We start from the raw sequence: 18,314 nt of genomic DNA, 5'->3' as shown, positions 1-18,314 counted from the left end.
CCGGCTCCGCGCCGGAACGGACACCCGGGCAGGTAGCACGCCGGAGTTATGTCCCCTTTACGTACCTAGGCCTACCCTGAGTCCTGTCAGGGTCGGGTGACCTGTGCCACCCGAATCCGGTGACCGGGGCCACCCCTACGAGCTCCCGAATACGACAAAGCCGCCCTGGTCTGGTGAGACCGGGCGGCTTCGCGAAGGAAATCAGCTCACCGAGCCGTCGTAGGCCTGTTCGATCTCCAATTCGAGGTCGACGCCGTGCGTCTTGAACCACGCGATGGGGTTCACCGCGATGTCGTTGACGTGGATCTCGAGGTGGATGTGCGGGCCGGTGGAGTGGCCGGTGCTGCCGGAGATGGCGATGATGTCGCCCGCCTTGACCCGGGTGCCCTCTTTGAGCAGCAGGCGGCTGTTGTGGCCGTAGACGGTCTTGAGGTTGTTGCCGTGATCGATGACCACCTCGTAGCCGTAGCCGCCGTTGTAGCGCGACAGCACCACGACGCCCTCGTGCATCGCGGCGACGGGCGTGCCCTCGGGCACCGCGATGTCGACGCCCTTGTGTGCCTTGCCCCAGCGCTGACCGAACAGGGAGGTCAGGCGGTAGTCGTGGGCCGGCAGGACCCAGGCGTTCGGGGACTGCGCGATCGAGGTGGACAGCGAGCGGTCCTCGCCGCGGCCGGCCCGGTCGGCGGCCTCGAGGCGGGCGCTGCTGAGCTCGGAGGTCGCGGTGTCGCCGACGAGTGCGTCGGTCTTCGCGTCGTGGATGCCGGCTCCGGCACCGAAGGCGACGACTCCTGCGCCTACGAAAGCGGTCGTGACTACGGCGAGGTATCTGCTCCGGGGCGGGGCGGGAGCCCGTCGGCGGCCGCGGTAGCGGTCACCCTCCCGTAACAGTGTTGGCCTGTATTGCACGTACAGCCTCCGTCATCGGTGGCGCCGCGGCTTGCTGCGACGCTCTGTCACCCACTTTTGGATGGCACAGATTTCGTTGTTTCTGGTTGGCGCTGGCACAACTTAACCAACCCGTAGGGGTAGGCACAAGCTCCTGAACCGCATCTCTTCGCTATGAGTGCGACTGTCCGGCCCGAGTTGCCCGATAGCGCCGTTATTTGTCCATAAATGCGATACCTACGGAGCGTAGCGACGCGCGGGGCAGCGCGTATATATAGGTGTCGCAGACTGAGACCGCTGGACCGCTGGCGGTGACCACCCGCCGGTGGGTTACCGTTCGTTCAGGTCAGTACGGCGGAGAGGTGAGCACTGATGGGCACTCGTATTCGCGTGGTCGTCGCCAAGCCTGGGCTCGACGGGCACGACCGCGGCGCGAAGGTGGTGGCCAGAGCCCTGCGCGACGCGGGTATGGAGGTCATCTACACCGGCCTGCACCAGACCGCGGAGCAGATCGTGGAGACCGCGATCCAGGAGGACGCCGACGCGGTCGGCCTGTCCGTGCTGTCCGGCGCGCACATGACCCTGTTCCCCCGGGTGGTCGAACTGCTGCGCGAGCGCGGCGCGGGCGACATGGTGGTGTTCGGCGGCGGCATCATCCCCGACGCGGACATCCCGGAGCTGGAGCGGCTGGGAGTGGCCAAGGTGTTCACGCCGGGCGCGACCACGCACGCGATCGTGGACTGGGTGCGGGCCAATGTGGCCACCGCACAGCCTGCCTGACCTCATACCCCCGAATACCTTCGCACCCCCGCGCCGGACCGGCTCGGGGGTGCGTTCTTCTGTGTATACGCAAAAAGGGAGGAGCCGGACGCACCCCTCACACGTCCGGCTCCTCTATGCACGATGCCCCGCCGCCACCCCTCGACCGACAGGGCATCGGCCGTTTGTGTCTTCCTGCCTCAGCCGTTCCGGCCTCAGCTCTCTGACATCAGACTCAACGAGGCCCCGCGGCCGGGGTTACGGCCTCTCGCCGGGTCACCGAAAAGAGTGACGGGTTCCTGAGTGGTGTGCAGTTGGGCACACCGGGCGGTCGTGCCGATACGTTGCGCTGACCGACCGTTAGGCTGCGCGGAAGGCCCAGCCAGCGGAGGATGGGCAGTGGTCCCTACGCGTCGCAGCGGGCGTCCAGCCCGCGACGCCATGGGCTGGACACGAAGAGGTATCGGTGGACCTGTACGAGTACCAGGGGCGCGATGTCTTCGAAAAGCACGGTCTGCCCGTGCTCGCCGGTGGCGTCGCCGAGACCCCGGAGGAGGCCCGCGCGATCGCCGAGCGGCTGGGCGGCCGGGTCGTCGTCAAGGCGCAGGTTAAGGTCGGCGGCCGCGGCAAGGCCGGTGGCGTGAAGCTCGCCGCCGACGCGACCGAGGCGTACGACCGCGCGAACGACATCCTCGGCATGGACATCAAGGGCCACACGGTCCACAAGGTGATGCTGGCCGAGACCGCCGACATCGTCGAGGAGTACTACTTCTCCTACCTGCTGGACCGGGCGAACCGCACCTTCCTGTGCATCGCCAGCGTCGCCGGCGGCATGGAGATCGAGACCGTGGCCGAGACGGACCCGGAGAAGGTCGCGAAGATCGCGATCGACGCCAACCGTGGCGTCGACGAGGCGCTGGCCCGCGAGATCGTCACCGCCGGGCACTTCCCGGCCGAGGTCGCCGACCAGGTCGTGGACATCGCCATCAAGCTGTGGCAGACCTTCCGGGCCGAGGACGCGACCCTGGTCGAGGTCAACCCGCTCGCGAAGATCAGCTCCGGCAAGGTGCTGTGCCTGGACGCGAAGGTGACGCTGGACGAGAATGCCGGCTTCCGCCACGCCGACCACGAGGCGCTCGAGGACAAGGCCGCGGTCGACCCGCTGGAGCAGGCCGCCAAGGCCAAGGACCTCAACTACGTCAAGCTCGACGGCGAGGTCGGCATCATCGGCAACGGCGCGGGCCTGGTCATGTCCACCCTGGACGTGGTCGCGTACGCCGGTGAGCAGTTCGGCGGGGTCAAGCCCGCGAACTTCCTCGACATCGGCGGCGGCGCGTCCGCGGAGGTCATGGCGAACGGTCTGGAGATCGTGCTGTCGGACCCGGCCGTGAAGAGCGTGTTCGTCAACGTCTTCGGCGGCATCACCGCGTGCGACGCGGTCGCCAACGGCATCGTGCAGGCCCTGGCCATGCTGGAGGGTCGCGGCGAGACCGTGACCAAGCCCCTGGTCGTACGCCTCGACGGCAACAACGCCGAGGCCGGTCGCGCGATCCTCGACAGCGCGAACAACCCGCTCGTGCAGCGGGTGGACACCATGGACGGCGCCGCCGAGCGCGCCGCCGAGCTCGCTGCGGCTGGGAAGTGATCTGACAATGGCTATCTGGCTCACCAAGGACTCCAAGGTCATCGTTCAGGGCATGACCGGCTCAGAGGGCTCCAAGCACACCCGGCGCATGCTGGCCGCGGGCACCCAGATCGTGGGCGGCGTCAACCCGCGCAAGGCGGGCACCTCGGTCGACTTCGACGGCACTGAGGTGCCGGTGTTCGGCTCGGTCGCCGACGCGATGAAGGAGACCGGCGCTGACGTCACGGTCATCTTCGTGCCGCCGGCGTACACCAAGGACGCCGTCGTCGAGGCGATCGACGCGGGCATCGGCCTGGCCGTCGTGATCACCGAGGGCGTGCCGGTGCACGACACCGCCGCCTTCTGGGCCCACGCGGTGGAGACGGGCAACAAGACCCGGATCATCGGGCCGAACTGCCCCGGCGTCGCGTCCCCCGGCGCGAGCAACGCGGGCATCATCCCCGCCGACATCGCCGGCTCGGGCCGCATCGGCCTGGTGTCGAAGTCCGGCACACTGACCTACCAGCTCATGTACGAGCTGCGCGACATCGGCTTCTCGACCGCCGTGGGCATCGGCGGCGACCCGATCATCGGCACCACCCACATCGACGCGCTCGCGGCCTTCCAGGACGACCCGGAGACCGAGGCCATCGTGATGATCGGTGAGATCGGCGGCGACGCCGAGGAGCGCGCGGCCGAGTTCATCAAGGCCCACGTGACCAAGCCGGTCGTCGGCTACATCGCCGGCTTCACCGCCCCGCCCGGCAAGACCATGGGCCACGCGGGCGCGATCATCTCGGGCTCGTCCGGCACCGCCGACGCCAAGAAGGCGGCGCTGGAGGCGGCCGGGGTCAAGGTCGGCAAGACGCCGTCGGAGACCGCGCGGCTGATGCGCGAGGTCATGTCCGGCCGCTGAGTCGTACGCGTACGAAACGGTGGGCGTTTCTCCCGGCTCGGGAGGGACGCCCACCGTCGTCTGCGGTTCAGTAGCCGCGGTGGTTGGACATGCTGCCGCTGAACGCGCCCGCGGCGCAGGCCAGGATCACGCCGATCACCTGCAGCGCGGTGAACACGATGCCGAGCCAGAAGGCGACCTTGCCCAGCGTCTGGTCGCCGCCGCGCTCGCGCGCCTCCTTCATGGACAGCCAGCCGAACAGGATGCCCAGCGGCGCGCAGCAAGCCACGGCGGTGACGATGCCGATGATGCCGTAGATCAGCACCAGGTCCTTGCCGCCGCTCGGGCCGGGCACCGCGCCGTACGGCGGCGGTGGGGGCGGTGGCGGCGGTGGCGGGTTGAGCGGCGGCGGTGACGGTGGCGGCGTCACCGGTGGCGGCTCGTACGGCGGCAACGGGTCGTTCGTCATGGGTTTCCCCTATCCCGACTAGTTCAGTTGAACTTCATCCCGCCGCTGGCGTAGCGGATGCCGTAGATGACGTTCCAGATGATGCCGATGACGCCGAGGGCCATCGCGATGTAACCGAGTGTCGGCTTCTTGCCGACCTTCTTCGCCTCCTGAACCGACAGCCAGCCCAGGATCAGGCCGATGAGGCCGCAGCAGCAGATACCCAGCACGATGCCGAGCACGCCGTACAGCGTCACCTTGTCGCCGCCGCGCGCCGGCATGCCCGACGGCGATCCGTAGGGCGGCGGTCCCGGCGGCGGTGGCGGCACCGGTGGCGGTGGTGGCGGGGGCGGCACTGAGGGCGGTGGCGGGTTGTAGGTCACGGCAAGCCTCCTCGATGAACGACCTTGTTCGCAGCGTATCCCTCCTAAGTCGCATATCGGGTCGAAATGGCCACGGGGTAGGGTTCATAGTCAACCCGGCTCGTTTGTGGTTAGGTAGCGCCTGATGACGGAGCAAGGTGAGTCCCTCGGCGTGCAGCCTGAGCTGCGGCGCGCTGCGCCCGGCGAGGGTCCGGACGCGTATTCGCGGTCGTCGGTGGACGCCGCGCGGCCGGCCGCGCCGGAGCCCCGCGCAGCCGGCCCGGATCCGTCCGAACACGAAGCCGCCACGCCGGACACGGCCCGCGACACGCCGGACGCCGATGCCGAAACGGACACCGCCGTCGCCCCGGACAGGCGCCGCGGCCACGATGCCGACGGCGACACGCAGCGCGGTGCCGCCGATGCCGACCCGGACACGCGCGGCGGCCACGATGCCGACGGCGACCCGCGGCGCGGTGCTGACGAGGCCGACCCGGACTCGCGTGGCAGCGGCGAGGCTGGCGCGGACGCCGGTGGACTCGCGGATGACGCGGCGCTGGCCACCCGCGACACCGTCAAGATCGATCTGACGCAGCTGGCGGCGCGGGAGACCGTGAAGATCGACCTGGCGCAGCTGGCGGCACGGGAGACGGTCAAGATCGACGTGACCCGGCCCGTGCCGCGGGAGCCGCTGGACGACGATATCGCCACCATGGACACCGTGCTGCTGCCGCGCGGACGCCCGGCCGGCTCGCTGCGGCCGCGCGGCGCGCCGCTGCCGGTGGCGGCCCTGGTCAACACGAGCTGGGCGACGCTGCTGGTGCTCGGCCCGCTGATGCTGCTGACCGTGGCCGCGCGGGCCGCCGAGGGAGCCGTCGACTGGGGACTGTCGCTGCGCCTGGTGCTGGCCGGCTGGCTGCTCGGGCACGGCGTGCCCGTCACGGTGGGAGTCAACGGGCAGCTCGGCACGATGGAACTGGCCCCGCTGGCGCTCACCGCCTTCGCGCTGTGGCGGATCAACCGCGCCGGGGTGCACACGACCCGGGCGATGGGGGCGCAGGGCAGCGGCTCGATCCGGCACGCGGTGCTGGGCACGCTGGCCGTGGCACTGGTGTACGGCTGCTTCGGCGTGCTCGCCGCAGTGCTCGCCGACGGGCCGGGACTGTTCGTGACCCCGTGGCGGGCCGGGCTGCACCTGCTGGCGCTGGGCGCGGTCGGCGCGGCGGTCGGGGTGCTGCGCAGCGGCGGGGTGCTGCGCCGGCTGGCCCGGCACACGCCGGTGCTGCTGCGTGACGGTATCCGGGCCGGTGTGGTCGCGGTGCTGCTGGTGCTGGCGGTCGGCGCGGGCGCGGTGGGCCTCGCGGTGGCGATGAACGGCACGCGAGCCACCCACGACCTCGCCGGGTTCTCCACCGGGGTCCTCGGCCAGGCCGGGCTGGTCCTGCTGAGCCTGGTGTACGGGCCGAACTTCGCCATCTGGGCGGCGTCCTACCTGCTGGGTCCCGGATTCGCCGCGGGCACCCTGCCGATGACCGGCCTGCCGGTGTTCGCCGGGGTGCCGACCGGCCCGCTGCAGGGCCTGGGCTGGCTGCTCACGGTGCTGCCGCTGCTCGGCGGCGTGGCGGCGGCGGTGCTGATGGCACGGCGGCGGCTGCGTCCACGCCGGACCCGGCTCGGTGACGTGCTCACCCCTGAGCCGCGGTGGCTGCGCCTGAGCGGCTCGGCGCTGACCGCGGGAGTGGTGGCCGGTGTGCTGCTGGCCGTCGCGGCGTACGCGTCGGGCGGAGCGCTGCCGGTGACCGGACCGGTGCGTACCGGACCGGTGGTGTGGCAGGTCGCGGCGATGGCGGCGCTGGTGGTGTCGCTGGGCGGCCTGCTCGGGGTGGCCGGGTTCTGGGCGGTGCGGGGAGTGCGGAAAGAGACCGACGGGCGGCCCGCCGTGCGGACCGCCCGTCAGCTGGTGCAGTAACGGCTGATCACATGCCCGCGGCGCCGTTGGCGCTGAACACGAACACCTGCAGAACGCAGCAGACGCAGCTGAGTGCCCAGGCGACGCCGCCGATGATGAGGGCGAGCTTCGACCACTTCTTGGACTCGGCCGCGGCGGCCTGGGCGCCCGCGTAGTCGCCCGACTGCAGCAGCGGGTTGACCTTGTTGGCGTTGATGATGGCCGGGATGGCCAGCGGCCAGAACAGGAAGATCGAGACGATCGACATCGTCAGGTTGTTGTCGATCTGCGGCTGCGGCTGCTGGGAACCGTAGGTCATGCCAGACTCCAGGGGTGTTGGGGTGGTGGCTCGGAGTGAGCCGTTGCCAAACGTGCGGAGTCTAATAGCAAGTTGTGACGGATGTGACTGGTGGGACAGCTGATATCAGCTGTCCCACCAGTCGGCTTTAGTGCTCAGTTGAACTGCTGGTACTGGTCGTAGATACGGTCCTGCCAGCCGGTCGCGATACCGCAGATCGCGGCGATCATGGCGATGACGCCGAGCGCGATGGCGACCCAGCCGACCCACGACATGGACGCCGCGCCCTTCTTCACCTTGTTGAGGTGCATCGCGCCGAGGATGACCGCCGGAATCCCGCCGATGAACGGGGCGCCGTTGAGCCAGGGGCAGCAGCAGCACCCGGTGCCGATGATGCCGAAGGCCAGTCCGATCCAGCCGAGCAGATTGTTCTGCCCGCCCGCCCGCTGGTACACGGTGCCCTGCGCGGGACCCAGCGGCGGAGGAGGCGGCGGCGGACCGCCGATCGGCGGAGGCGGCGGCGGTGGCGGCAGCGCGGTGCCGCCCGAGGTGTAGACGGTGCCGCCGCCCGAGCCGTAGGGATCGGGCATGGGCGGTGGCGCGACCGGCGGGGGAGGCGGTGCCGCCGCCGGGTACGACTGCTCCGAGGGCTCGGGCCAGCCCGGCGGCGTGGGGGTGCTCGTCCCCGGCAGCGGGCCGGACGGTGGGGTCGGCAGCGGTGGCGGTGTCGCCGGTTCGCTGACCACGACCGGCGGGAACTCCGGCGCGGGTGGCGGGTTGAACGGGTTGTCCACACTGCTCGGCGGCTCCGGGCTGCTCGGCGGCGCGGGCCAGACGCCGCCCGCGGTGCCGGGGGCGGCCGGGGGCGCGACAGGCTCGGTCGGCGGCTCCGGCAGGCTGGATGCTTCCGGGAGGGTGGCCGGTTCCGGCAGGCTGGGGGGCTCGGGCGCGCTGGGCGGTTCCGGCAGGGCGGCCTTTTCCGCGACGGTGGGCGGCTCGTCGGCGGGGGACACCGGCTCGGGGTGCCAGCCGGTGCCCTCGGGAGGCGAGGGGACCGGTTCGCTGGGCGGCGGCGGCACATCCGGCGAGGGCGGCGCGGACGGCTGGTCCTCGCGCGACGGCGGCTTCGGCGGCCAGGACGGCGGCTCCTCCGGCGTCTCCGGTGGCGTAGGCGGTTGCGTCAAGATCGGCTCCTCGCGTTCGGCAGAGCGTGCTGGGTGAACGGCACCCGGCTGGCCGGGTGGGTCGGCACGTTCTGGAATGCAGTTCTTCGCCCAATATCTACTTTATTTGCGAGTTTGTCGGGCAAAACGCCGTAAGTACGCGTCGTACCCGGCGCGAGCAGCGCGTGGCCTGCCCGATAGGGTGCAGTGGTGACCGCTCGCCTCGTCGTCCTGGTCTCCGGTTCCGGTACCAACCTCCAAGCCCTGCTCGATGCCTGCGCCGACCCCGCATACGGGGCGACCGTCGTCGGCGTCGGCGCGGACCGCCACGGCATCGCGGGTCTGGCCCGTGCCGAGGCTGCGGGAGTGCCCACCTTCGTCGCCCGGGTCCCGGACTTCGCTACCCGGCAGGAGTGGGACGAAACGTTCACCGACCTGACCGCGGCGCAGCGTCCCGACCTGGTGATCGGCGCGGGCTTCCTCAAGCTGGTGGGTAAGACGTTCCTGGACCGGTTCGGCGGACGCTATGTCAACACCCACAACGCGCTGCTGCCCGCCTTCCCCGGCATGCACGGCCCCCGCGACGCCGTCGCGTACGGCGTGAAGCTCGCCGGAGCGACCCTGCACTTCGTCGACGGCGGGGTGGACACCGGGCCGATCATCGCGCAGGTCGCGGTGCCGGTGCTCGACGACGACACCGAGGACACCCTCTCCGAGCGCATCAAGGACGCCGAGCGCGGACAGCTCGTGGACTACGTCGGCCGGATGGCCCGCCACGGCTGGACCGTCGACGGCAGAAGAGTGATCGTCGGCTGAACGGCCGCCTCCCGCGCCGCCACGGCCGGGACGGCGGGACCGAGTACGACGAGCCGACCACGGGGCCGGCGGCTCAGGCCGGCCCTGAACGTAGCGAGGAGAGGCATGGGCGAGCCTGGCGCGTGCGCCAGCGACTCATGCCGCCCGAGCGGAGCGAGGAGAAGGCATGACCACGGATGAGCGCAAGCCCATTCGACGCGCGCTGATCAGCGTGTGGGACAAGACCGGGCTGGAGGCCCTCGCCGCGACGCTGCGGCGGCACGGGGTCGAGATCGTCTCGACCGGCAGCACGGCGCACCAGATCGAGGTCACCGGCTCGCCGGTCACCCGGGTCGAGGAGCTCACCGGCTTCCCGGAGACGCTGGACGGGCGCGTCAAGACCCTGCACCCGCGGGTACACGCGGGACTGCTGGCCGACGTGCGCCTGGACACGCACCGTGCGCAGCTCACCGAGCTGGACATCGAGCCGTTCGACCTGCTGGTGTCGAACCTCTACCCGTTCACCGAGACGGTGGCCTCGGGCGCGTCCATGGACGAGTGCATCGAGAAGATCGACATCGGCGGCCCGGCGATGGTGCGCGCGGCGGCCAAGAACCACGCCAACGTCGCGGTGGTCACCTCGCCCGCCGACTACCACCTGATCGCCGCTGCCCTGGAGTCGGGCGGCTTCTCGCTGGGCGAGCGCCGCGCGCTGGCGGCCCGCGCCTTCGCCGACATCGCCGACTACGACGTCGCGGTGGCCAACTGGTGCGCTCAGGAGCTGGCACCGGCCCCGGCCGAGGGCTTCGCGTGGCCGGAGTACACCGGACTCGGCCTGTGGCGCGGCAACGTGCTGCGCTACGGGGAGAACCCGCACCAGGCGGCGGCGCTGTACATCGACCCCGTCGCCGCGCCCGGCCTGGCTCGCGCGCAGCAGCTCGGCGGCAAGGAGATGTCGTACAACAACTACATCGACGCCGACGCCGCCTGGCGCACCGTGCACGACTTCGAGGGCGTGCACGCCGCCGCGGTGATCAAGCATGCCAACCCGTGCGGCATCGCGATCTCGTCGGTGTCCATCGCCGACGCCCATGCCAAGGCGCACGCGTGTGACCCGATGTCGGCATACGGCGGCATCATCGCGGTCAACAGCGAGGTGACTGCGGAGCTGGCCAAGCAGATCGCGGAGATCTTCACCGAGGTCGTGGTGGCCCCCGCGTACGCGCCGGAGGCCGTCGAGATCCTGACCGCGAAGAAGAACCTGCGTGTGCTGCTCGCCCCCGCGTTCCGGCCGAACAGGGTCGAGCTGCGGCAGGTGTCCGGCGGCATGCTGGTGCAGACCCGCGACGACTTCGGGGCCGAGGGCGACGACGCGGCGAACTGGCGGTTGGCCACCGGCGAGCTGGCCTCCGAGGAACTGCTGCGCGATCTGGAGTTCGCCTGGGGCGCGATCCGGGCCGTCAAGTCCAACGCGATCCTGCTGGCCAAGGACGGGGCCAGCGTGGGCATCGGCATGGGGCAGGTCAACCGGGTCGACTCGTGCCGCCTGGCGATCTCGCGGGCCGGTGACCGGGCCGCTGGTGCGGTGGCCGCCTCGGACGCGTACTTCCCGTTCGCCGACGGCCTGCAGCTCCTGCTGGACGCGGGCGTGACCGCCGTCGTCCAGCCCGGCGGCTCGATCCGCGACGAAGAGGTCATCGCCGCCGCCAAGGCGGCAGGTATCACCCTCTACCTGACGGGCTCCCGCCACTTCGCGCACTGACCACGACGAAGGAGGGGCACCTTCTTAACGGACGTCCGTTAAGAAGGTGCCCCTCCTTCGCTTTCGACCTCGCGCCACGGTCGAGGGCTACGCGACTACCTGCCGCAGCTCAGCGAAGTGGCAAGCGCTCGGGTGCGGCTCCACACCACGCCGGATCAGCAGCGGCTCCTCGACCGAGCAGCGCTCCTGCGCCTTCCAGCACCGGGTCCGGAACCGGCAGCCCGACGGCGGGTTGGCCGGGGACGGCACGTCGCCGACGAGCCGGATCACGTCGCGGTGGGTGCGGGCGTCCGGGTCCGGCACGGGCACCGCCGACAGCAGAGCCTGGGTGTACGGGTGCGTCGGCCGCTCGTAGATCTCCGCGTCGCTGCCGACCTCGACCATCTTGCCGAGGTACATGACGCCGACCCGGTCGGAGATGTGGCGCACCACGGACAGGTCGTGCGCGATGAAGATGTAGGACAGGTCCAGCTCGCCCTGCAGCTTCTCCAGCAGGTTGATGACCTGGGCCTGGATCGACACGTCCAGCGCGGACACCGGCTCGTCGCAGACGATGATCTCGGGCTTGAGGGCCAGCGCGCGGGCGATGCCGATGCGCTGGCGCTGTCCGCCGGAGAACTGGTGCGGGTAGCGGTTGATGTGCTCGGGGTTGAGGCCCACGAGCTCCAGCAGTTCCTGCACCCGGCGCTGGCGGTCGCCCTTCGGGGCCACCTCGGTGTGGATCTCGTACGGCTCGCCGATGATGTCGCCGACGGTCATCCGCGGGTTCAGCGAGGTGTACGGGTCCTGCATCACCATCTGGATGTTGCGCCGCATGCGGCGCAGCTCGGAGCCGGACACCTTGAAGATGTCCTTGCCCTTGAGCATGGCCCGGCCCGCGGTCGGCGTCTCCAGCCGCATCAGCAGCTTGGCCAGCGTCGACTTGCCGCAACCCGACTCGCCGACGATGCCCAGCGTCTCGCCGCGGTGCAGCTCGAAGCTGACCCCGTCGACGGCCTTGACCGCGCCGACCTTCTTCTTGAAGAGGATGCCCTGGGTGATCGGGAAGTGCTTGACCAGGTTCTCGACCCGCAGCAGCGGCTCGCCGGCGGGCCGGGAACCCGCGACGTTGTCAGCGGAGTGTGCCATCGAGCATCTCCTTCGCGAAGTGGCACGCGCTGGTCCGGCCGTGGCCGAGGTCCAGCGAGCGGGGTGTCTCGGTGGTGCAGACCGCCTTGGCGTACTTGCAGCGCGGGTGGAACGCGCAGCCCGTCGGCGGGCGCATCAGGTTCGGCGGCAGGCCCTTGATGGTCGCCAGCTCGGTGCCCTTGGAGTCCAGCCGTGGGATCGAGTCGAGCAGACCCTCGGTGTACGGGTGCGCCGGGTGCTTGTAGACGTTGCGCACGTCGGCGTGCTCGACGATGCGGCCCGCGTACATGACCGCGATGCGGTCCGCGACGTCGGCGACCACGCCCAGGTCGTGCGTGATCAGGATCAGGCCCATGTTCATGTCGCGGCGCAGGTCACCGAGCAGGTCCATGATCTGGGCCTGCACGGTCACGTCGAGCGCGGTGGTCGGCTCGTCCGCGATGAGGACCTTGGGCTCCATGGCCAGCGACATCGCGATCATGACGCGCTGGCGCATACCGCCGGAGAACTGGTGGGGGTAGTCCCTGACCCGGGCCTTGGCGGCCGGGATCTTGACCAGGTCCATCAGCTCGACGACCCGCTTGAGCCCTTCCTTGCGGGACATGCCGGCGCGGGTGCGCAGCGTCTCGGAGATCTGCCAGCCGACCGGGAAGACCGGGTTCAGGGCCGACAGCGCATCCTGGAAGATCATCGAGATCTCCTTGCCGCGCACCTGACGGCGCTTCTCCTCCGACATGGCGAGCAGGTTCTCGCCCTTGTAGAGGATCTGCCCGCTCGGGATCTTGGCCGGGGGCATGTCCAGGATGCCCATGATCGCCTGCGCGGTCACCGACTTGCCGGAACCCGACTCGCCCAGCACGGCCAGGGTCTCGCCTGGGTCCAGGTGGTACGAGACGCCGTTGATCACGCGGGCGACGCCGTCGCGGGTGTGGAACTCGACGTAGAGGTCCTTCACCTCGAGCAGGTGACGGCTCCCGCCGGTGGGTCCGGCCTTGCCGGAAGTGACGTGGATGTCAGTCATGTCGGGTCACCGCAGCTTCGGGTCGAAGGCTTCGCGGATCGCGTCGCCCAGGATGATGAAGGCGAGCACGGTCAGCGCCAGGAACGTCGACGGCACGATCAGCGGGATGGCGTTCTCCCGCATGTAGAGCCGCGCGGTCGCGATTTCGATGCCCCAGGACTGGGCCGGCGGCCGCAGGCCGATACCCAGGAAGGACAGCGTGGCCTCGGCGGCGATGAACGAGCCCAGCGCCATCGTGATGATCACGATGAACGGCGCCAGCGAGTTCGGCAGGATGTGCCGCCACATGATGCGGCCGCTGCCCGCGCCCAGCATCTTCGCGGCGTGTACGTAGTCCTGCTGCTTGGCGGTGATCACGGAGGAGCGGATGACGCGGGCCGCGGTGGTCCAGCCGAGCAGGCCGAGGATGGCGATCAGCGCGAGCAGGATGGCGGTCTGGCCGCCACCGGCGTTGGTGACCCGCTTCATGAACACGATGCCGGCCAGCAGCAGCGGCAGGCCCAGCACGATGTCGATGATCCGGGAGACGACCCCGTCCCACCAGCCGCCGAAGTAGCCGGACGTGATGCCCAGCGCCATGCCGAGGATCCCGGCCAGCAGCGCGGCACCCGTGCCGACCAGCAGCGAGTTCTTGGTGCCGTAGATGGCCTTGGCGAACACGTCGCAGCCCTGCACGTCGTACCCGAAGATGGCCGCTCCGGCCGGGGCGCCCATGCGGTTGCGCAGCGCGCACGTGGTCGGGTCGGCCGAGGTGAACAGCGACGGGAAGGCGGCGATCAGCAGGATCAGCCCGACGATCACCAGCGCGATCCAGAACAGCGGCCGTCGGCGCAGCTCGCGCCAGGCGTCCGCGCTGGCGCTGCGGGGCTTGGACACCTCAAGGGTGTGCGGCTGGCCGGGCGCGTTCGGATCGCCGGCCGGTCCGGGGGTGGCCGTGTGCAGCTCGGTCGCGGCCACGGACTCGAAGTCGGTCATGTCAGGAACCTCTTACTCGTACCGGATGCGCGGGTCGAGCACCGCGTAGAGCAGGTCGACGATCAGGTTGGCCACCAGGAAGACGATCACCAGCACGCTGACGATGCCGATGACCAGCGGGGTGTCCTCGGTCTTCAGACCGCGGGCCAGCTGGAAGCCGACGCCGGGGACGTTGAAGACGCTCTCGGTGACGATCGCGCCCGCCATCAGGCTGCCGAGCTCGACGCCGAGGAAGGTCACGATGGGGATCAGCGAGTTGCGCAGCACGTGGATGCCGATCACGCGGCGGCCGGGCATGCCCTTGGAGCGGGCGGTGCGCACGAAGTCGGCCCGCAGGTTCTCGCTGACCGAGGCGCGGGTCAGCCGCATCGCGGTGGCGACCGACAGCGAACCGAGCACGATGCCGGGCAGCACCAGCTCGTACCAGGTCGGGTCACCACTGGCGGTGGTGGGGAAGAGCTTCCACTGGATGGTGAAGAGGTACTGCGCCAGCGGTGCGAGCACGACCGACGGGATGCCGATCACGATCAGCGTCAGCACGAGGGTCGCGTTGTCGAAGATGCTGCCGCGCCGGATGCCGGCGATGACACCGGCGGTGACGCCGAAGATGATCGTGACCAGGATGGCGATGAGCGCCAGCTGCATGGTGACCGGCCAGGCGTCAAGCAGGATGTCCTTGATGGGACGTCCGGTCAGCGTGGTGCCGAAGTCGAGGTGCAGCAGATCGGTCAGGTAGTTCCAGTACCGGACCAGGAACGGCTGGTCCAGTCCGTACTTCACGGTCAGCTGGGCGCGCTGCAGGTCGGTGACCGGCTTCTCGCCAGCCAGTGCCTGGATGGGGTCGCCTCCGGTGAGGTACATCAGCGAGTACACGATGAGTGTGGTCGCGATGAACACCATGATCATCTGGAGGAAGCGCCGCACAAGGTAGCGGAACATCGTCGATTTCTTCTCTCACCAGGCAGCCCGATTGGCACGAAATATCCGTGTTCTTCGTACCATGGGGCCGCGGTCGACGTGGTGGTGGTGCGCCTGGTCCGGTCGGGGTTGCCGGGGCGAAGGGGTCTTGGCGCGGTGGTGGTGCCGGCCCGAAAGGACCGGCACCACCACCGTCAGTCGACCGTCAGACGTCAGCTGACAATCTGGATCTTGTTGAGGTCGACCCGGTTGAACAGGTCGATGTGCACGTCCTTGACCTTGGTCGAGGAACCGAACACGTTCTGGCCGAAGCGCAGCGGAAGAACCGGCATCTCCTGGGCGAGGATGTCCTCGGCCTGCTGGTACTTCTTGATCGCCTCTTCCTGGGTCGGCGCCGCCGAACCCTCCTTCAGCAGGTTGTCGAAGGTGGGGTTGCTGTAGCCGTAGTAGTTCGAGGAACCACCGGTGGAGTACAGCGGGCCGAGGTAGTTCTCCATGGACGGGTAGTCCATGACCCAGCCCATGCGGAACATGCCGATTTCCTTCTTCGCCTTGGCCTTGGTCAGCAGGTCGGCGAACTTGGCCTCGGGGGTGCCCACGCACTCGACGCCCAGGTTGGCCTTGAGCTGGTTGCAGGTCGCGTCGACCCACTCCTGGTGGCCGCCGTCGGCGTTGTACGTGATGTTGATCGACTTCGGGCCGTCGTTCGCGTCGTAGAGCTTCTTGGCCTCGGTCGCGTTGAACTCGCACGCCGCGCCACAGGTCTTGTCGCGGTAACCCGCGACGACCGGCGAGACGAAGGAGTAGGCGGCCTTCTGCGAACCCTGGAAGACCTTGTTCGCGATCTCCTCACGGTCGATCGCCATGGAGATCGCCTTGCGGACCTCGGCCTTCGCGAAACGCTTGTCGAAGGTCGGGAAGGCGAGCACCTGCAGGGTCGACGCCGGGCTGGTCTGGTACCGCTCACCCAGGTCGCCCTGGGCGGTGGACAGCGCGGCGGTCGGGATCTGCTTCACCACGTCCAGGTTGTTGGCCTGGAGGTCGGCGTACTCGGCGTCGCTGTTCTGGTAGATCTTGAACAGGGCGCCGCCGATGCTCGGCTTGGTGCCGGCGAAGCCGTCGTACTTCTCGACCTCGACCTGGGCGTCGTGCTGCCAGGTGCCCTTGATCTTGAACGGGCCGTTGCCGACGGGGGCGTCCTCGTAGGCCTTGGCGATCACCAGCGGCGAGGCCGTGGCGCTCTCGAACGCCGAGTTCGGCAGCGGGTAGTACGCGGTGTAGCCCAGCTGCGACTTGAACTCGCTGAACGGCGCGCTCAGGGTCACGGTGAAGGTCTTGTCGTCGACCTTCTTGAGCCCGGAGAGGGTGGTCGCCGTGGGGGTGGCCTTCGCGTCGGCGGGGTTGAGGTCCTTGTAACCCTCGACCTTGTCGAAGAAGTAGTTGTTGTCCTGGGCGTTCGGGCCGTAGGCCGCGTAGTTCCAGGCGTTGATGTAGCTGTCGGCGGTGACCGGCTCGCCGTTGTGGAACGTCCAGCCGTCCTTCAGCTTGATCGTCCAGGTCTTGTTGTCGGTGGTGCTGATCTCCTGCGCGGCCACCTCGTAAGGCTTGTTGGCCTCGTCGAAGTCGACCAGGGGGGCGAACAGCGCGGCCAGCACCTGGGAGCCACTGGTCTCCGAGGTGTTGGACGGGATCAGGTGCTTCGGTTCGGCGATGCCGATGGAAACCACACCATTGGGGTTGGCGCCACCCGAGTCGCTGCCACCGCTCTTGCCACAGGCCGACAGGCCGAGAGTGACAGCAAGCGGGAGAGCAGCCCAGGCTGCGAGCCTACGGACCTGCATTGAGCCTCCTCATCTCCTACGTCGCACCTCACAACGGCAGGCTGACCAGCCGTTGTCACGCAGTGCAACGTCCGGCAAAGGTAGGACGAAGCGCGGCCCGGCACCAAACCCATGGGTTGCAGATTCACAACAGTCTACGGGGCAAGTACTTGCGGACTCTGTCCCAACTCTGGTATTAGAGAGCCGCCTGCCATATGGGCGGAACTAAGTAATTATGCCCGATTCACAGGGTGACCCAGGCAATAGTCGCCGGTCACATAGTGGGACTGTCGAGTGCCCGATTTGGTCCCAAATGGCGTCCCGGATGCTGGAAGATCCTGCAACCAAGGCCACGCGGTGATCTATCCCACTGTTACCCACAGTTAGTTCCGCAGCTAAAGGGCCAAATGATCGACGCCGGTCATCGCGGGCGCTAGCCCCCAGTGCGCCATGATCCACGAATTTGCCTGGCAAACGGGCTTATCGCCGCGACGCATACGCCCCATCGGACGGCAAGTCGGACGATCATCGTGGGCTTCCTGAGGGCCGTACGCCGATGCGGCGGCGACGGATGTCCTGGTTTCGGGCGATCGAAGCGGTGATGGCAGGATCAACGGTATGACGGCGACAATCCTCAACGGCACCGAGACCGCGGCCGCGATCAAAGCGGATCTGCGGATCCGGGTGGCCGCGCTGAACGCCCGCGGGATCACCCCCGGCCTGGGGACCGTGCTGGTCGGCGACGACCCCGGCTCCCGCTGGTACGTCAACGGCAAGCACCGCGACTGCGCCGAGGTCGGCATCGCCTCGCTGCGCCGCGACCTGCCCGCCGATGCCAGCCAGGCCGATGTGGAGCGTGCCGTCGCCGAGCTCAACGCCGACCCCGCGTGCACCGGATACATCGTCCAGTTGCCGCTGCCCAAGGGCCTGAACGAGCAGCGGGTGCTGGAGCTGATCGACCCCGACAAGGACGCCGACGGGCTGCACCCGATCAACCTCGGCCGCCTGGTGCTGGGCGAGCCCGCGCCGCTGCCGTGCACCCCGCGCGGCATCGTCGAACTGCTGCGCCGCTACCAGGTGCCGATCGCGGGCGCCGAGGTCTGCGTCGTCGGGCGCGGCGTCACCGTGGGCCGCCCGCTGGGGCTGCTGCTGACCCGGCGTACCGAGAACGCCACGGTGACCCTCTGCCATACCGGCACCAAGGACCTGGCCGCGCACACCCGCCGGGCCGACATCGTCGTGGCCGCGGCCGGGGTGCCCGGCATCATCACCGCGGACCTGGTCCGGCCCGGCGCGGCCGTGCTCGACGTCGGCGTGTCGCGGGTGGAGGGCGCGGACGGGAAGAAGCACATCGTCGGGGACGTACACACGGACGTCTTCGACGTGGCCGGGTTCGTGTCGCCGAATCCGGGCGGCGTGGGGCCGATGACCCGGGCGATGCTGCTCACCAACGTGGTCGAGAAAGCCGAGTCGGCGCTCTAGCCCACATCCGCCGCACCCGACAGGCCGT

At 69.4% G+C, this 18,314-nt stretch carries 17 protein-coding genes; 7 read left to right on the top strand and 10 right to left on the bottom strand.

Annotation, left to right across the window (positions count from 1 at the left end):
• Positions 1-201: 201 nt before the first annotated feature.
• Positions 202-909: a M23 family metallopeptidase gene (locus tag HAV40_RS19635; RefSeq protein ID WP_239085926.1), complete on the bottom strand. Its 708-nt coding sequence runs from the start codon at positions 907-909 to the stop codon at positions 202-204.
• Positions 910-1,260: 351 nt separating this feature from the next.
• Here HAV40_RS19635 and HAV40_RS19630 point away from each other — a divergent pair, with 351 nt between their 5' ends.
• From HAV40_RS19630 to sucD, 3 genes are all read left to right on the top strand, one after another.
• Positions 1,261-1,668: a coenzyme B12-dependent isobutyryl CoA mutase small subunit gene (locus HAV40_RS19630; RefSeq protein WP_120317046.1), complete on the top strand. Its 408-nt coding sequence runs from the start codon at positions 1,261-1,263 to the stop codon at positions 1,666-1,668.
• A 445-nt stretch (positions 1,669-2,113) separates the two neighbouring features.
• Positions 2,114-3,292, top strand: coding sequence for an ADP-forming succinate--CoA ligase subunit beta (gene sucC / locus HAV40_RS19625; protein WP_166383331.1), 1,179 nt, complete (start codon positions 2,114-2,116; stop codon positions 3,290-3,292).
• Positions 3,293-3,299: 7 nt separating this feature from the next.
• Positions 3,300-4,187, top strand: a complete 888-nt coding sequence (gene sucD, locus HAV40_RS19620) for a succinate--CoA ligase subunit alpha (RefSeq protein ID WP_166383329.1) — start codon at positions 3,300-3,302, stop codon at positions 4,185-4,187.
• Positions 4,188-4,254: 67 nt separating this feature from the next.
• On the opposite strand, the gene HAV40_RS38030 is transcribed toward sucD, so the two are convergent.
• Both HAV40_RS38030 and HAV40_RS19610 read right to left on the bottom strand, forming a co-directional pair.
• Complete coding sequence (locus HAV40_RS38030; RefSeq protein ID WP_203671104.1) at positions 4,255-4,635, bottom strand: hypothetical protein; 381 nt, start codon at positions 4,633-4,635, stop codon at positions 4,255-4,257.
• Between the two features lie 23 nt (positions 4,636-4,658).
• A complete protein-coding gene (locus HAV40_RS19610; RefSeq protein WP_239085927.1) occupies positions 4,659-4,997 on the bottom strand; it encodes a DUF4190 domain-containing protein in 339 nt (112 codons plus the stop codon).
• 124 nt (positions 4,998-5,121) lie between these two features.
• On the opposite strand from HAV40_RS19610, the gene HAV40_RS19605 reads away from it, so the two are divergent.
• The gene (locus HAV40_RS19605; RefSeq protein WP_166383327.1) at positions 5,122-6,945 is read left to right on the top strand and encodes a cell division protein PerM; all 1,824 of its coding nucleotides are present in this window, start codon (positions 5,122-5,124) and stop codon (positions 6,943-6,945) included.
• Between the two features lie 7 nt (positions 6,946-6,952).
• On the opposite strand, the gene HAV40_RS19600 is transcribed toward HAV40_RS19605, so the two are convergent.
• The gene (locus tag HAV40_RS19600) at positions 6,953-7,243 is read right to left on the bottom strand and encodes a CD225/dispanin family protein (RefSeq protein WP_166383325.1); all 291 of its coding nucleotides are present in this window, start codon (positions 7,241-7,243) and stop codon (positions 6,953-6,955) included.
• Between the two features lie 134 nt (positions 7,244-7,377).
• Positions 7,378-8,406 (bottom strand): DUF4064 domain-containing protein, encoded by a 1,029-nt coding sequence (locus tag HAV40_RS38915; protein WP_166383323.1) that lies wholly within the window; start codon positions 8,404-8,406, stop codon positions 7,378-7,380.
• Positions 8,407-8,592: 186 nt separating this feature from the next.
• On the opposite strand from HAV40_RS38915, the gene purN reads away from it, so the two are divergent.
• Together purN and purH are read left to right on the top strand one after the other, a co-directional pair.
• Complete coding sequence (purN, locus tag HAV40_RS19590) at positions 8,593-9,201, top strand: phosphoribosylglycinamide formyltransferase (RefSeq protein ID WP_203671106.1); 609 nt, start codon at positions 8,593-8,595, stop codon at positions 9,199-9,201.
• A 166-nt stretch (positions 9,202-9,367) separates the two neighbouring features.
• On the top strand, positions 9,368-10,942 hold the full coding sequence (gene purH, locus HAV40_RS19585; protein WP_166383319.1) for a bifunctional phosphoribosylaminoimidazolecarboxamide formyltransferase/IMP cyclohydrolase: 1,575 nt from the start codon (positions 9,368-9,370) through the stop codon (positions 10,940-10,942).
• Between the two features lie 87 nt (positions 10,943-11,029).
• Here the strand turns inward: purH and HAV40_RS19580 are convergent, their stop codons facing one another.
• From HAV40_RS19580 to HAV40_RS19560, 5 genes are all read right to left on the bottom strand, one after another.
• Positions 11,030-12,070 carry an ABC transporter ATP-binding protein gene (locus HAV40_RS19580; protein WP_166383317.1) on the bottom strand — a complete coding sequence of 347 codons (1,041 nt, stop codon included), beginning with the start codon at positions 12,068-12,070 and terminating at the stop codon, positions 11,030-11,032.
• A complete protein-coding gene (locus tag HAV40_RS19575; RefSeq protein WP_166383315.1) occupies positions 12,054-13,091 on the bottom strand; it encodes an ABC transporter ATP-binding protein in 1,038 nt (345 codons plus the stop codon). Before HAV40_RS19575 ends, HAV40_RS19580 begins: the two co-directional genes overlap by 17 nt.
• A gap of 6 nt (positions 13,092-13,097) precedes the next feature.
• Positions 13,098-14,066, bottom strand: coding sequence for an ABC transporter permease (locus HAV40_RS19570; RefSeq protein ID WP_166383313.1), 969 nt, complete (start codon positions 14,064-14,066; stop codon positions 13,098-13,100).
• Between the two features lie 12 nt (positions 14,067-14,078).
• A complete protein-coding gene (locus HAV40_RS19565; protein ID WP_166383310.1) occupies positions 14,079-15,005 on the bottom strand; it encodes an ABC transporter permease in 927 nt (308 codons plus the stop codon).
• 191 nt (positions 15,006-15,196) lie between these two features.
• Positions 15,197-16,825: a peptide ABC transporter substrate-binding protein gene (locus tag HAV40_RS19560; RefSeq protein WP_166383308.1), complete on the bottom strand. Its 1,629-nt coding sequence runs from the start codon at positions 16,823-16,825 to the stop codon at positions 15,197-15,199.
• Between the two features lie 597 nt (positions 16,826-17,422).
• Between HAV40_RS19560 and HAV40_RS19555 the strand changes: the two genes are divergently transcribed.
• Positions 17,423-18,286, top strand: coding sequence for a bifunctional methylenetetrahydrofolate dehydrogenase/methenyltetrahydrofolate cyclohydrolase (locus tag HAV40_RS19555; RefSeq protein WP_166383306.1), 864 nt, complete (start codon positions 17,423-17,425; stop codon positions 18,284-18,286).
• The last annotated feature ends 28 nt before the right edge of the window (positions 18,287-18,314 follow it).

Source organism: Catellatospora methionotrophica (assembly GCF_011297335.1).
In the GTDB taxonomy this organism is placed as follows: Bacteria; Actinomycetota; Actinomycetes; order Mycobacteriales; family Micromonosporaceae; genus Catellatospora; species Catellatospora methionotrophica.
This window is presented reverse-complemented; position numbering and strand designations above follow the sequence as displayed.